We start from the raw sequence: 15,468 nt of genomic DNA, 5'->3' as shown, positions 1-15,468 counted from the left end.
TCTCCTTACTCTTCTTTATCTTGGAAAATAGCCTGAGCGAGCCGATAGCTTTCCTCCTGCCATAAAGAATCCACTAAATAACGGTAGAGGTAGTTATCGTCAACATTCCCCCGAGAAAGGAGAAAACCCGCTTCTCCACTCACAGGTGAAGAAGCTAATTTCACTTGCGGATAACGCTCTAACAATTGTTCTAATTGAACGGCTGAATATTTACCAAATGTTCGTGAACCAAATGTCAAAACCAGCTCTTCTTGAGGATACTTTTTTAAGATCTGCTCCAAAAAAGCCTGTTCCTGTTTGAGCGACCAAGTCGCCATCTGCTCATAAGCTCCTGCAAATAATTCTTTCAAAATCCGTTGCTTGGTCGCCAAAGTAGATTGACGTTTTTCATTTTCAAGTTGCTGCACTTTACGCTGTACTTGACGTTTTAGCACTTTTACTTCTTGCTCACGTTGTTGCATTTTTTCTTGTTTCAGCCGTGCTTTTTGTTCTTTAGTTTCGCGATCAAGGGTTTCTTGGGCATTAGCTACTAACTGTCGCCCATTTTCATGCGCCTGCTCTAAAACCGAATCCCTCAATTGAGATTCAAATCCCATATCTGCCTCCTTCTATGAAATCAGATGGTTCAAGACCCTAAACACTGTCTCATTTTCATTTCACATTCAAAACCATTAAAAGAGACACAACAAAGGCAAGGATAGCATAGGTTTCGACCATGGCAGCAAGGATTACTCCTTTCATTACGTCTTCAGGACGTTTTGCCAAAATCTGCATGCCTGCTGTCGCTACATTTCCTTGATATTTAGCAGAATAATAACCAACAATTCCGATTGGAAGTGCGGCAAAAAAGAGTGCCAAGCCTGTTTGGAGAGCCATTTCAGGTTGAACTTTAAAGAAAATTAAAATTCCAATAACAAAACCATACAAACCTTGCGTACCTGGCAATAGCTGCAAAATCAAAGCGCTAACAAATTTCTCTGGCTGTTCTTTTAACAACGCTGCTGCAGCCTGACCGGTCGAGCCGACATTCCGCGCAGAACCGATACCACTAAGAAAAATCGCCAGAACCACACCTAGTGCTGCGAAAAAGGCACCGCCATAAGTTGAAAAATAAGATGAAAAAGCTTGCATAAATAAACTCCATTTCTAATAGTAAATACTATTTGTTTGATTGTTCTAATTGTCAATGGTATAAAATTCTGTCTGAGCAATTAAAACAATTTCGCTGAACTACTTTTTGTAGCGAACATATTTCCCTGCTGGTTTCAAAGGTTTAAAGGCTTTTCCACCACCATCGTAGAATTTTCCAAAAAATTCAACAAAAATTAAACGTGCTCCATGTACATAGCCTGATAAAAAGGAGAGGAACATATTGATACTGTGAAGGGCGATAAATAGCACAATACCAATACTGAAGCGAGCAAAAGGAGGAAAGAGACTAACAATTAAGTTAAAGGCTGAACCAATGCTCGCACCTGCAAGACCCAAAGCCATAAGTCTCGTGAAACTCACCAAATCGCCCACATAACTGCTGATATTGTATAAATTAAACAATGCAGGCCCCAATCCTTTCAAACTCTTAGCGCTGATAATAGAAACGAGTACAATACCCACAGCATTTATAATAGCAAGCCATTGTCCGATCAAACCAGCAATAGCAAGCGATGGGAATAATCGACCCGCTGCTAATAAAGCCAGCCCGACGAGAATCAGCATCCAAGCAAAACCTGAATTATAGGCTTCCGCATAGTCTTTCATGCGAATATTCTTTGCACCACTGAGATAAAGCCCTGTCATGACTGTAATAAACCCAATCACGACTGACATAATCAGAATGGTGATCACATCCGTACTGGTATCAACAATCGCAAAAGGCAATTTGAAACCAAAGAATGAACCGTAGATGACTCCCCAGAGTGCAACACCGACTCCTAAAATTCTAAAAAAGCGTAAATTCTTAGCCAGATTTGGCTTGATATGTAGAGCCTTCAAAGCCCAACTTGTTCCACCAAAGAGCAACAAACCATAACCAATATCAGCTGCCATCATACCAAAAAAGATAAAATAAAACAGCGACACAACGGGTGTTGGATCTTTGTCTTCGTACTTCGGCAGCGAATACATTTCCGTTACCAACTCAAACGGCTCAACCAGCACATTGTTTTTGAGTTTTGTCGGCACGCGCTGTCGATCAGCTGCCGTCATTTCATGGATTTGAAGCAAGACAGCACCACCAAATTGCTGCGTGAGTCCCATTCTTAAATCTTCTATCTGCTCCTGCTCAATCCAGCCCTCTAAGGCAACCAAATTCTGTGTACTAGCAAGAGCTTCCTTGCTTTCTTGACGAGAAGTTAAATTCAATACATAATCCAACTGACACTTGAGTTGTTTTAATTCTTCATTTGAAGACGCCAGTTGTATTTTTGTTGAAGTTATGAGTACTTCTTGCTCTTTTATCATCGCTTGTAATGCTACCAAACGCTCCTTTGGCAATTCCTCAAAAGCATATTCAAACAGCTTGAAACCAAGTTCTGTCAAAACTGCTTGGGTTTCTTTAGCAACTTCTGCTTTACATAACACAAGGATTCCTTTTTCTGTACTGCTAGTAAAAACCTCTCGAACTTCCAGATTGGGATAATCCTGCAATCGAATATTGAACTGATTGTTTCCACTAATTGGAATGGTTCCCACAAACGCACGAAGATATTTAAATTGCTTAAGTACTACTGGAGTAACGTCTAAACTTGCCCATTTTTCCAACTCCGCTACTTCCGACTGAGCCGTTTCTTTGACTTCTTGTGCTCTTGCCAACACTTGAAATTGTTGCTGAATCGCCGCAAGAAACGCTTCTTCGTCACGCGCTTGTCCCATCTGTTCTAAACTGACAAAGCTTGTTTCCAACGGAGCTTCCTTCAATGATTCCAGCATTTTTTTCTTAGGAACAAATGCTTGCAGGTTTTCAATCATACGTGCGAGTTTTTCCTGCCGCCGAGTCAAAGCTTGAAGGTGTTCCGAAAAAGATGTATCAGGATTCCACACTAACTCTTTCTCAAAAGCACCTTTCCAGGTCTCTTTTGCTTGTAAATCCTGAATTTCAACCGATTGGAGATCTTGCAGATAGGAAAGGATTTTATCCAACAATTCTCTTGGCAACAGCAGCGACAACTCCTGCATTTGACTAATTGCCATATTTTTCTACCACCCTGTCTACAATCATTTGCAGTAACGCCTCTTTTTTATTTGACAAAGCTGCTTGGACTTTTTCTTCGTTCTCTTGTTTCGTTTTTTCCAAGTCTTGTGTCAAGCTAGCAATCTCTTTTTCAGATTGTTCCTTTAACTCAATAAGCAACTGTTGTTTTTCTTCATCATAGGCTCGCCCTAGCTGCTTCAAATCCCTAGCAGCTTGGTCTTGCAACTCCCGAATCTGATGTTGATAACCAGCTAGCACTTCATCTGCTGCTCGCTCAATTTCTTGCATTTGCTCAAGAGTAGCGTTCGTCATATCTTGCACCTCCTTTGTATCATACAATGGCTGTAACGTTTACTTGTGTAAATTATAACACATTTTCAAACCATTCGTCACAGAGTTTTATTCCTTTTCTGCGCTTAATTGAAATCATTTCACCGTGTGTTATTTATCAAGCTACCCAGCGTCTTATTTTGTAAAACTATGTTATAATACAAATAGGTTTTTCAAAACATTTGTTCTATATCACTACAAGTAAAGAGAGTACATCTATGAAAAATACGCGACATATTATGGCGAGAATCGAAAGCCATTTTGACAGCATGACCGACTTAGAAAAGCGGATTGCAAACTACTTTTTAAATCCTTCTAGTATCTACGACGACCTTTCTTCGCAAAAAGTTGCGCAAACTCTTTTCATCTCCCAGGCGGCACTTACTCGCTTTGCAAAAAAATGTGGATTTAAAGGTTACAGAGAGTTTAATTTTCAATATATTCATCAACTGCAAAGTAATGTAGAAGAAACCAATCACTTACAACACGATGTGTCCCGTAGAGTTTTGCGAAATTATACTCAAATTCGACAACAGACAGAGGAATTGATTGATGAAGAAAAACTGTTGCGTGTGGTGCAGTTTATCGAAGAAGCGGATCGAGTGTATTTTTTTGGTATTGGTAGTTCAGGGTTGGTAGCTCGTGATATGAAACTGCGCTTCATGCGGCTTGGGGTCATCTGCGAAGCTTTGACAGATCAAGACGGCTTTGCTTGGACGACCAGTATTTTAGACAAAAATTGCTTGGTGATTGGTTTCTCTTTATCAGGACAAACCCAATCTATCATCAATAGTCTGATGGATGCCAAAGCAATGGGAGCTAAAACTGTATTGGTAACAGGCCAATCAGACAAAGTTGACCAACAATTTACGGAAATCATTCCTGTTGCCATTCAAAGCAAACCAGAGTATATTTTGCGCATCTCAGCTCAATTTTCTATGTTGCTGGTGATTGACTTACTCTATGCCTTTTTCCTTGAAATTGATCGGGAGAAAAAAGAAAAAATCTTCAACAGCTATTGGGAAAATAAAAAATTAAATGGTTACTACCAACGACATAAATAACAAAAGAGCAAGTTGAGTTCAGATTTTCCTGAGAACCTCACTTGCTCTTTTTATCTATTGTTGTTTATTTTTAAAATGATAATAGGCACCAAACATTCCTGCTGTATTTTGATAGTAAGCGAAAGCGAGCTTGGTTTTTTTAGCGATACTTGGTACCAAGCAGGCTTTCATAGCAGCCTCAATTCGAGGACGAAGAACGGCCTCTTGCTCCATAATGCCGCCACCTAAAATCACCACTTCTGGATTGACTACATAGCAAATATTGGCAATCCCTTGTCCCAGATAGTTGACCATGCGGTCAATACCTTGGATACAGCGTGCATTTCCTTCTGTTGCTTCCTTGAAAATGCGCCGTCCATTCCACATAGCAGGATCTTCTCCGTGAAGTTCTGCTACATAATTGACCAAGGCCGTCGTTGAAGCCACATCTTGGAATGCACCATCTGATAGATACACATAACCGACTTCACAGGCTGAATTACTAAAGCCGTGAAAAACCTGACCATCCACCAGCAAACAGCCACCTATACCCGTCCCAATCGTCAAACAAATCGCAATGTTCGCTCCCTTTCCGCTCCCGGACATGACTTCCGCTAAGCCAGCACAATTGACATCGTTTTCAATCTCACAAGGAACGGCAAATGTTTCTTCTACCACTTTCTTGAACTGAGTACCTGCATAGTTCGGAATCTGAGGACCAGCATAAAAGATTTCTCCTTTATCTGGATCGACCATTCCAGCCGAGGAGATACAAACCCCAGCAACTGGAATTTGTTCTAAATAACGTGCTACAATTCCCTTTACCTTGTGTAAAATTTCTGGACCGCCCTTATGAGCCTCTGTTGGGATTTCATGCGCTTCCAGCAAGGTGTCAGTATCATCAATCAGACCATATTTGATATTTGTTCCACCAATATCAATGGCAACATATTTCCCCATAATCCACCTCTTTTTTATTACAAGAACGTTTCCTTAGCTACACGAATCAAGCGAGCTGCTTCTTCTACAATCGGACGATCTGTGCCTGTCACTGGTGTTAACGGAGCACGAACAGAACCAATGTTTAGATTTTCATTGATCTTCAAGACTTCCTTGATGACAGAATACATATTTCCATGAGCAGCAGTTAATTTTCCGATAATAGTGTTGATGGTAAATTGTAATTCTTTTGCTCTCTCCAATTCTTTGTCGGCAATCAATTGATTGAGCTTTAAGAAAAGTTCTGGCATAGCCCCATATGTTCCGCCGATGCCTGCTCTTGCTCCCATCAGGCGACCGCCTAAAAATTGCTCATCTGGTCCATTAAAGACGAGGTGGTCTTCCCCACCAAGTGCTGCAAAGGTTTGAATGTCTTGGACAGGCATGGAAGAATTCTTCACGCCAATCACACGTTCATTTTTGAGCATTTCTGTATATAAACTTGGCGTCAGAGCTACACCTGCCAACTGCGGAATATTGTAGATCACAAAGTCTGTATGTGGGGCAGCTGCGCTAATATCGTTCCAATATTGAGCAATCGAGTATTCTGGCAAACGAAAATAAATCGGTGGTATGGTCGCAATAGCGTCCACTCCCAAGCTTTCTGCATGGCGCGCTAACTCCATACTATCCTTGGTGTTGTTGCAAGCGACGTGAGCAATAATAGTTAATTTCCCTTTTGCCACTGCCATTACTTCTTCTAAAATCAATTTTCTATCAGCAACACTTTGGTAGATACATTCACCAGATGAGCCATTAACATACAAGCCTTGAACTCCTTTTTCAAGAAAATATTCTACCAAAGCTCGCACGCGCTCTGGACTAATCTCGCCTTGATCATCATAGCAAGCATAAAAGGCCGGAATGACCCCTTCATATTTTTTTAAATCTCTCATATTTTATTCTCCAAGTTAATTGGTTTTATCGTTTATATTTATTAAAAATAGTTTCCATAATAGGCAATTGCAAAAATCCTAAGGCTGCAAAGCCAACTAATACAAAAAGAGTAAAGCCCAGTAGCAATACAAATCCTGAACTAGAGAGGAAAAAGACAATTACAGCTAATAAGGCTATCATCAAAAAGAACCACGGGAAATGCAAACTCACCATGATCAGTCCCGTTTGTAATAGATCTTTTATCGTCATTTCAAACTTAGCTGCCAAAGGATAGATGCATAAAAACAGCAAACTAGTAAAAATGATGACACCTATACAAGTTGCTTTTAGCATTTGAAACAGCATTGTTTCCTGCTTCCAAAAAAGCACGAGGTCAAATAGACTGATTCCTACAAGTAGCAGTTCTAACAAACCAAGTTTTAAACCGACTTTCCAATTTTTTCTAAATGCTTGCATGTACATCGCTGTGACTTTTACGCGACGCGCACCCTTGATTTCAAACAAAGTTTCATACAAGCTAATTTTGGCAATACCAATCGTAACAAGTGGTAGACAAGACAGCAGAAAAAGAAGATTGACTGTCACTAAATCAAGAATTTTTTCACAAATTCTCATGAATAAATTATCCGTATTAAAAATAGATTTCACTAACTGAGAGCTTCTGTTCTCCATGCTCAATCTCCTTTATTTTTCTAGTTAGTCAAATAGCACTTTTACCACGCATTTCTTGACCGTCAACCCCTTGCCAGCAAAACCATTTGGGTGATGAGCTTCTTCTGGTAAAAACGCCACAAAATTCCGATGATCCAAAACTAGCGGATAGACTTGGTTGCAAGTGTTAAAACCAATATCTTTCTCTGCATCATAAACCTTGCGAAGTTCCGTTTGCTCATAGCCATACTGGATTATTTCTCGCCCTTCCAAGAGAAAATGCAAATCCAAATAACGATGATGAAATTCAAAGCCATCATTCTCTTCTTGATTAAGCTCATTTTCCTGCACAAAGAAGAAAACTTTGTCTCCATTAATCTCATACCGTCCTAACTCATAATTGCTTAAATCGTGAGTTAGGAGATAATCAATGGCACAATCTAAATGATTATGGATACCTTTGTAATGGGCGAGATTTTCCAATTCATCGAAAATCATTCGTTTTCCCTCCTTATCCTTTCACAGCTCCCATGGTAATACCTTGTGTGAAGGATTTTTGGAAGACAAGAAAGACGGTTACAATCGGAACAGCTGCCATAGCAGCACCAGCCATAATCAAACCATAATTCGTTGCCATTTCAGCTTGCATCGTTGCCACTCCAAGTGAAATCGTTAGATTCTGCCGCGATGTCAACATGACCAATTGCATAAAGTAATCATTCCATGTGTTGATAAAAGTAAAAATGGCAAGGGCAGCAAAACCTGGTTTCACAATCGGAAAAGCAACATTCCAAAATGTCCGAATCTCACCACAGCCATCAATCTTAGCAGATTCCAACAATTCCGTTGGGATATTTTCACTAAATTGCTTCATGAGGAAAACCCCAAAAGGCCAACCAACAAGAGGCAAAATAACTGCAGCTAGTGTATCATGAATTCCCATAAAGTTGACAATACGGACCAAAGGAACCAGTACTACTTGTTTAGGCAGAGCCATAGCAGCGATAAAAGTTGCAAAAAGAAGCCGCTGCCCATAGAAACGTTTTTTAGCCAGAACATAACCCGCTAAGGCAGAAGTAATGCAGACCAAAAACATGGTCGCTAGCGAGATAAAGACACTATTCCACATCCATTGCAGGGCTGGGTTTTGCACCATCAGCTGTTGGAAATTTTCTAATGTTGGCATCTTAGGCCACCATTGAGGTGGAATGACAATCGTATCTGGCTGCGATTTGAAAGCCCCTGTTAAAATCCAATAGAAAGGAAAAACAAAGAGAACGGTCAACACCAAGAGAATCATCGTTGAAATTACCGTAAAGGCACTCATTTTTTTCTGTTTCATCTTGTCTCTCCTTTCTTTAATATTCGACGTCATTTCCAAGAATCTTGAATTGGGCAAAGCTAATCAAAGCAATCATGACAGCTAAAAATACTCCCATGGTATTAGCATAACCATATTCAGATAACTTGAAGGCTTTTTCATACAGGTAATACATCAATGTACTGGTTGAATAGTTTGGCCCTCCGGATGTCAACAGCTGAATCAAGGCAAAACATTGGAAGGAATTGATTGTTGTAATGATCGCAATATACAGAGTTGTTGGCAAAAGACTTGGCCATTTAATCTTCCAGAAAACTTGCAGCTCTGTCGCTCCATCAACACGCGCAGCTTCCACCAATGAATTGTCAATATTTCCCATAGCAGCAATATAGAGAATAATAGGCTGCCCGACAGAAGTTGTCAGCAAAATCACAATAATCGCCATCAACGCCCAATGCTTATCACCCAGCCAAGAAATATTCTGATTGATGACATGACCCGACTTCAGGACGAAATTCAAAATCCCTGACAGTGGGTCGTAAATCCATTTCCATACAACCGTTACAGCTACACTCCCTGTTACCACCGGCAGGAAGAAGACGAACCGATAAAATGACCGTGCAATCGCATTCTGACTATAGGTTTGAGAAGCCACAAACAAAGAGAACAACACAACAATTGGTACCGAACCAATAACGATAATCACCGTATTAATGAGAGATTTAATAAAGACTGGATCTTTAAACATTCGTGAGTAATTGTCCAATCCAACGAATGAAAAGGAAGTCATAGAATAATTAAAGAAACTCGTTACAAATCCCATCACCATCGGTGCCAATACAAAGACAATAAAGAATAATAGAACTGGTGCCAAAAAAGCATAGGAAATCACCGTTTCTCTCATTCTTATTTTATTCACTTTCACATTCAACACCTCATTTAGCTAGAGGAGATACTGACCTCCTCTTTTTGATAAAAAATTCCCTTTTCCTATTTTATGAAACCAACAACAGAAAAAGGGAAATCGTTACATTATTTATTTTTTACTTTTTTTAATGGTTTCATTTGCTTTTTCTGTAAAGGTCTTCAAAGCAGATTCAACTTTTTCATCGCCATTTGAAACAGATTGCAACATTGGGAACCAGAGTGTTCTCATTTCTGCAAATCCATCAATCGTATTGTAATATGGTGAATAATATTTTGTCCAAGTGCTGATTGTTTCCATCCGTTTGTCATTATACAATTTTCCAAATGAGGAACGGACTGGGAAGGCACCTGTACGAACAACATTTTTTGGCCCCCACTTTTTATCATCCGCAATAAATTTGACAAACTTTTTAGCAGCTTCTACTTTCTTTTTATCTTTATTGTTAAAGATACCAAAACCATTTACAAGGTATTCCAAAGCTGGTTTTCCGTTATCTGATGGGAATGGCACTTCCACAACTTCGACACCACTAGCTTTCAAGAGTTTAGCTTGGATGCCTTTTTGCGCAGGTGCCCAAAGAACAGTATAAGAAGTTTGCCCATTTGCAAAGTTTTGAATATCTGCTCCACCATCGAATTGAGAGCCGTTTGTCATCAAACCATCTTTAATCCAGCTCACTGCTTTGTTCAAACCTTTGACAAAGTTTGGACTGTCCGTTGTATATTTTGTCACCTTATCATCTGTTACAGAACCACCATAAAGATTTGAAATGAAAGCACGTGTACCTTGGTCACCACCTTGACCATTACTGAAGAGTGAGCCAGGAGTATACCCTTTAGCTTTCAATGCTTTTAATACTTTTTCGAAGTCAGCAGTTGTCCAGCCCTCTTTAACAAGGTCTAACACACCAGCTTCTTTCAGCATTTTCTTGTTCAATGCCATGTAAAATGGCGCAGAGCTAATTGGATACATATAAGCTTTGTCACCAGCTTTGCTGGCTTGAATGATTTGATTGTTATTGACATCTTTGACAAAATCATTTGTAAAGAGATCGTTCAATTCTGCCAATTTACCATTTTTACCATACTGAATAATCCGACCCGGTGCGTCAAAGAGGACATCTGGTGCTGTTCCTGCTTCAATCGCCGTTGTGATTTTTTCTGGACCAGATTTGAAATCAATTGTTTCTAGTTTCACTTTAATATCTGGATTGGCTTTTTCAAATGCTTTGATAATTTCTTTTTCATAAGTTCCAACACCATCGTTTGCTTTTTCTTGCGTGAAGACTGGGAAAGCCCACCAAGTAATCTCTGTCTTACCAGAAGAATTACCTGAATCAGCCGACTTGTTTGAACCACCTGAATTTCCACATGCTGCCAAAGATAAAATTGCAGCTCCTGCAACTAACGAACAAAGTATTTTCTTCATCCTCATATTGTTTCTCCTTTTATTGTCATCCTTTTTAGGATAAAATTGTTCCTACTTTTCACTTACTGCTGCAACAAAACGCTCTGTAATTTCTTTTGGACGCGTAATGGCACCACCTACTACAATTCCTCTAACACCTAAGTCATGAATCGTTTTAGCTTCACTTGGATAATGAATTTTTCCTTCCGCGATAACATCCAAACCTGCATCACATAAATTTTTTATCAGATCAAAATCCGGCCCCTCACCTTGCAAACTATAAGAAGTGTAGCCCGACAAAGTTGTCCCTACAAAGTCCACACCCGCTTCTACCGCAGCAGCTCCCTCTTCAAAGGTACTCACATCTGCCATGAACAATTGATGAGGATATTTCTCCTTCACTTGCTTGATGAAATCCGCAATCTTTAAACCATCAAAACGCTCCCGCTTTGTACAATCAAAAGCAATCACTTCAATATCCAGAGCTGCTAGTTCATCAATTTCTCGCATCGTTGCGGTAATAAATGGCTCTTGAGGTGGATAATCTCGCTTGATAATACCAATAATGGGTAGCGAAGTGACCTCTTTAATTTCCTTAATATCCCGAACGCTATTCGCTCGAATACCAACAGCGCCTCCTTGTTCAGCCGCTTTCACTAAAAGAGGAATAACCCCACCTGCATCAGTATAAAGCGGTTCATGTGGCAGAGCTTGACAGGAAACAATGATGCCAGCTTTTATTTTGGCAATCAGCTCGTCTTTTGTCATTTTTGCCATAGACAGCCTTCTCCTTTACTATTGTAGATCGATTTTTAAAGCGCTTTCAATCTCACAGTGCTATTATAGCTGTTTTTTAAAACGCTTTCAATAACATCCGATATTTAGGTTCTAATTTCTGATAATGCTCACTTTTCTCTTAAATCTTGAAAGTAGTTTCAAGAAAACGATACCCAAAGCATCGCAATCATTCACTCTCCTTCAAGGTTTGTAGTATTGAGAAAATCTCAATCATATCTTTTGCGACCATGTCAGCTTGACTCTGGTCAACAGGTATCCTCTTTTCTTCATAAGCAATAATCTTTAACCCTGCACTCTTAACAGCAGCAATACCACAAAAAGAATTCTCAATAGCTACAGCATTTCCCACATTTATATCCAATTTTTCTAAAATAACTTGATAAATCGCTGGATTAGGCTTGCTTTCCGCAAAATCTTCACCACTGACAATCAAGTCAAAATATTCTTTAATTCCACAAGAAGTCAGAACTTCTATAATATGTTGATATCTAAAAGACGATACAAGTGCTACTTTTATATGATTTTCCCTAGCATATAAGAGAATCTGCACGATAGCTTTCTGAAACAATTCTTGGTAGTTTACCTCTTGATATTTTTCTGCTGCAAACTTGTCTAGTTGATGATCGATTGTTTCCAAAGATAAACTTGTCTGGCTGAGCTGTTTAATACAACGATAAAGAGCCGTATAAGATTTTCCAACTAAAATCGAAAAATCTTGCTGAGACAACTCATTTGGACTTGAACTAAACAAGCACACAAATGCTTATTGTAATTGAAAATCTAGATATTCCGTATCCACAATGACATCGTCCATATCAAATACCAACAATTGAAACATGACCGCCCTCCTTTTTTCACAACTAGTTTACAGGAAAGCGCATACAATATCAAGCAAGAGAAAGGACACTCTCTCCAAATAGAAAAATCTCCCTACAAAAGCAGGGAGATGGTGACTGATAAACTGTTTTATGTCTAAAAATCTGAATACATTGTCTGTACAATGACGAACGATTCAAATTAGAACAAACTTTACTGTCTATTTACGACGTCCTGGACGTTCTGCATAGCCATAGTAGGCATCAGCCATAATTTCTTCCATGTCAGTAACTATTGGCAAGCGTGGATTTGCTGGTGAACATTGATCTTCATAAGCAAGAACGGCAATATCATGTAAGCTATCTTTCCAAGTTTTTTCATCAATTCCTTGATCTTTAAAGTTCATCTTGATACCAACCGCTACACCAAGGTCATAAACAGCTTTAGCATACGCTTCAACCGCTTCTTCTGGTGTTGAGCAAGGAAGACCTAGCATACGAGCGATATCTTGGAATTTTTCATCAGCTTTCCAGTAATTGTATTTAGGCCATGTTGTAGTCTTAGATGGACGAGTTCCATTATAACGGATAACATAAGGAAGTAAAATAGCATTTGTACGTCCGTGAATGGTGTGGTGAACAGCACCAATCTTATGCGCCATTGAGTGACTCATTCCAAGGAAGGCATTTGCAAAGGCCATACCAGCCATTGTAGAGGCATTATGCATCTTTTCACGGGCTTCTGGGTCAGCCGTTTTTACAGATTTTTCCAAGTATTTGAAGACTAACTTGATGGTTTGAAGGGCAATACCATCTGTATAGTCATTAGCAAAGTTTGAAGTATAGGCTTCTGTAACGTGAGTTAGAACATCCATACCTGTATCTGCTGCGATAAATGCTGGAACAGATTCTACCAAAGCTGGGTCAACAATCGCAATGGTTGGCGTCAAAGCATAGTCAGCAAGTGGGTATTTACGATTGTTTGCTTTATCAGAGATAACAGCAAACGGTGTTACTTCTGAACCTGTACCAGATGTTGTTGGGATACCAATGTATTTCGCTTTCTTACCAAGTGATGGGAATTTGAAGGCACGTTTACGAATATCCATGAATTTTTGAACAAGATCGCTGAAGTCAACTTCTGGTTGTTCATAGAACATCCACATTCCTTTAGCCGCATCCATTGGAGAACCACCACCGAGTGCAATGATTGTATCTGGTTCAAATTCACGCATTGCTTCAGTACCGCGGCGGACTGTTGTGATGTCTGGATCTGGTTCAACATCTGAGAAGACTTGAATCGTCACTTTATTTGCACGGAGATTCAATTGATCAATCACACGTTGCACAAAGCCAAGTTTTTCGATAGATTTATCGGTAACAATCATAACACGTTCAATGCCTTCGCAAGTTTGAAGATATTGGATTGAGTTACGTTCGAAGTAGATTTTTGAAGGAACTTTAAACCATTGCATATTATTTCTACGTTTCCCTACTTTCTTGATGTTGAGAAGGTTGATAGCGGATACGTTATCACCAACTGAGTTGCGTCCGTATGAACCACATCCAAGCGTTAATGACGGAATGAAGGCATTATATACATCCCCAATACCACCGAAAGTAGATGGAGAGTTCCAGATGATACGCATTGCTTTTATTTCCGTACCGAAACGTTTTGCAAGAGTTTCGTCTTTTGTATGGATAGCAGCTGAGTGACCAAGACCGTTGAATTCAACCATTTGACGTGCTTTCTTAAGTCCGTCTTCAGTATCTTCAGATTTCAAGACTGCAATAACTGGTGATAATTTTTCACGAGTCAAAGGTTCTTTTTCACCAACCTCTTTACATTCTGCTGCAAGAATATTGGTATCTTCTGGAACAGTGAATCCAGCTTGTTCTGCAATCCAAACAGCTGATTTACCAACGATATTTGGATTTAGCTTAGCACCAGCACAGTTTTTGCTGTTCGCTTTAGCACCAAAGCAGAATTCTTCCAGAAGGGCTTTTTCTTTTTTGTTTACAAAATAAGTATGATATGATTTGAATTCTTCTACAAATTCATCATAGATTTCTTTATCAATGATAACTGCTTGTTCAGACGCGCAAACCATTCCGTTATCAAAAGATTTAGACATAACGATGTCATGTGCTGCTTGGCGGATATTAGCTGATTTTTCAACATAAGCTGGCACATTTCCAGCACCAACTCCAAGGGCTGGTTTTCCACATGAATAAGCAGCTTTTACCATAGCATTCCCACCAGTCGCAAGAATGGTTGCAATACCTTCATGATTCATCAAAGCTGTTGTAGCTTCCATAGATGGTTGAGTAATCCATTGCACGCAGTTTTCAGGTGCTCCTGCTGCAATCGCTGCATCACGAACGATTTGTGCTGCATGAGCAGAAGATTCTTGAGCAGATGGGTGGAAAGCAAACACAATTGGATTGCGTGTTTTCAATGAAATCAAAGATTTAAAAATCGCAGTTGAAGTTGGGTTGGTTGTAGGAGTTACACCACAGATAACACCAACTGGTTCAGCAATTTTAGTCAAACCTGTAATTGGATCATCTTCAATAACACCAACAGTTTTAACACCACGCATATTGTTAACAACATGCTCACAGGCAAAGAGGTTCTTCGTTGCTTTGTCTTCAAAGACACCGCGACCCGTTTCTTTAACAGCATGCTCAGCTAAGATACCGTGCGCATCAAGAGCAGCAACTGAAGCTTTTGCAACAATGTAGTCTACTTGTTCTTGATTTAATTTTCTCATTTCTTCTAGAGCAATTAGCCCTTTTTGAACAAGTTCGTCAACATGCTTTTCAGCAGCTAACTTTTTTTCTTCGGGAGTTAATGTTTTTTTATCAGCCATGTGTTCCTCCAATGGTTCTCAGGATTTTTAAAAATCCTTTGTTAATTTTTTCACAAGATTATTATACCTTATTTTCTTTCTCTTGTAAACACTTTCAAGTAAACTTCACAAACTTTTTCTTTTATATTGTGAATTTGTTTCAAAACATGTATTTTCTACTGTGTCCTAAAGCATTGTTTGTGAATTTCAAAACACAAAAAATATATTTCACATACT

The 15,468-nt window shown here is 39.4% G+C and carries 15 protein-coding genes; 1 reads left to right on the top strand and 14 read right to left on the bottom strand.

Features of this window, described 5'->3' with window-relative positions:
* Positions 1–5 precede the first annotated feature (5 nt).
* The 4 genes from HMPREF1514_RS00370 to HMPREF1514_RS00355 all read right to left on the bottom strand — a co-directional run bounded on the left by HMPREF1514_RS00370 (position 6) and on the right by HMPREF1514_RS00355 (position 3,502).
* The gene (locus tag HMPREF1514_RS00370; RefSeq protein ID WP_037596374.1) at positions 6–596 is read right to left on the bottom strand and encodes a hypothetical protein; all 591 of its coding nucleotides are present in this window, start codon (positions 594–596) and stop codon (positions 6–8) included.
* Positions 597–651: 55 nt separating this feature from the next.
* A complete protein-coding gene (locus HMPREF1514_RS00365; RefSeq protein ID WP_003071156.1) occupies positions 652–1,131 on the bottom strand; it encodes a V-type ATP synthase subunit K in 480 nt (159 codons plus the stop codon).
* 99 nt (positions 1,132–1,230) lie between these two features.
* Positions 1,231–3,189, bottom strand: a complete 1,959-nt coding sequence (locus HMPREF1514_RS00360) for a V-type ATP synthase subunit I (protein WP_037596372.1) — start codon at positions 3,187–3,189, stop codon at positions 1,231–1,233.
* The gene (locus tag HMPREF1514_RS00355) at positions 3,179–3,502 is read right to left on the bottom strand and encodes a hypothetical protein (protein ID WP_003027241.1); all 324 of its coding nucleotides are present in this window, start codon (positions 3,500–3,502) and stop codon (positions 3,179–3,181) included. The genes HMPREF1514_RS00360 and HMPREF1514_RS00355 overlap by 11 nt, the downstream gene beginning before the upstream one ends.
* Before the next feature lie 236 nt (positions 3,503–3,738).
* Between HMPREF1514_RS00355 and HMPREF1514_RS00350 the strand changes: the two genes are divergently transcribed.
* Positions 3,739–4,584: a MurR/RpiR family transcriptional regulator gene (locus tag HMPREF1514_RS00350; protein ID WP_006270388.1), complete on the top strand. Its 846-nt coding sequence runs from the start codon at positions 3,739–3,741 to the stop codon at positions 4,582–4,584.
* A 54-nt stretch (positions 4,585–4,638) separates the two neighbouring features.
* Here HMPREF1514_RS00350 and HMPREF1514_RS00345 read toward each other — a convergent pair whose 3' ends face one another.
* The 10 genes from HMPREF1514_RS00345 to adhE all read right to left on the bottom strand — a co-directional run bounded on the left by HMPREF1514_RS00345 (position 4,639) and on the right by adhE (position 15,252).
* The gene (locus HMPREF1514_RS00345; protein ID WP_037596369.1) at positions 4,639–5,523 is read right to left on the bottom strand and encodes an ROK family protein; all 885 of its coding nucleotides are present in this window, start codon (positions 5,521–5,523) and stop codon (positions 4,639–4,641) included.
* 17 nt (positions 5,524–5,540) lie between these two features.
* Positions 5,541–6,458: a dihydrodipicolinate synthase family protein gene (locus HMPREF1514_RS00340; protein ID WP_037596366.1), complete on the bottom strand. Its 918-nt coding sequence runs from the start codon at positions 6,456–6,458 to the stop codon at positions 5,541–5,543.
* 25 nt (positions 6,459–6,483) lie between these two features.
* A complete protein-coding gene (locus HMPREF1514_RS00335) occupies positions 6,484–7,131 on the bottom strand; it encodes a DUF624 domain-containing protein (RefSeq protein WP_037596364.1) in 648 nt (215 codons plus the stop codon).
* Between the two features lie 24 nt (positions 7,132–7,155).
* Positions 7,156–7,608, bottom strand: coding sequence for a YhcH/YjgK/YiaL family protein (locus tag HMPREF1514_RS00330; protein WP_037596361.1), 453 nt, complete (start codon positions 7,606–7,608; stop codon positions 7,156–7,158).
* Between the two features lie 13 nt (positions 7,609–7,621).
* A complete protein-coding gene (locus HMPREF1514_RS00325) occupies positions 7,622–8,452 on the bottom strand; it encodes a carbohydrate ABC transporter permease (RefSeq protein WP_037596359.1) in 831 nt (276 codons plus the stop codon).
* 16 nt (positions 8,453–8,468) lie between these two features.
* Positions 8,469–9,356, bottom strand: a complete 888-nt coding sequence (locus HMPREF1514_RS00320) for a carbohydrate ABC transporter permease (RefSeq protein WP_003074939.1) — start codon at positions 9,354–9,356, stop codon at positions 8,469–8,471.
* Positions 9,357–9,467: 111 nt separating this feature from the next.
* The gene (locus tag HMPREF1514_RS00315; protein ID WP_037596356.1) at positions 9,468–10,793 is read right to left on the bottom strand and encodes an ABC transporter substrate-binding protein; all 1,326 of its coding nucleotides are present in this window, start codon (positions 10,791–10,793) and stop codon (positions 9,468–9,470) included.
* Between the two features lie 45 nt (positions 10,794–10,838).
* Positions 10,839–11,543: an N-acetylmannosamine-6-phosphate 2-epimerase gene (locus tag HMPREF1514_RS00310; RefSeq protein ID WP_037596353.1), complete on the bottom strand. Its 705-nt coding sequence runs from the start codon at positions 11,541–11,543 to the stop codon at positions 10,839–10,841.
* Positions 11,544–11,730: 187 nt separating this feature from the next.
* Positions 11,731–12,321, bottom strand: coding sequence for an HAD family hydrolase (locus tag HMPREF1514_RS00305; protein WP_198014301.1), 591 nt, complete (start codon positions 12,319–12,321; stop codon positions 11,731–11,733).
* Positions 12,322–12,600: 279 nt separating this feature from the next.
* On the bottom strand, positions 12,601–15,252 hold the full coding sequence (gene adhE / locus HMPREF1514_RS00300) for a bifunctional acetaldehyde-CoA/alcohol dehydrogenase (RefSeq protein ID WP_037596350.1): 2,652 nt from the start codon (positions 15,250–15,252) through the stop codon (positions 12,601–12,603).
* Positions 15,253–15,468: the final 216 nt, after the last annotated feature.

It is taken from the genome of Streptococcus sp. AS20 (assembly GCF_000524255.1).
Classification (GTDB): domain Bacteria; phylum Bacillota; class Bacilli; order Lactobacillales; family Streptococcaceae; genus Streptococcus; species Streptococcus constellatus.
This window is presented reverse-complemented; position numbering and strand designations above follow the sequence as displayed.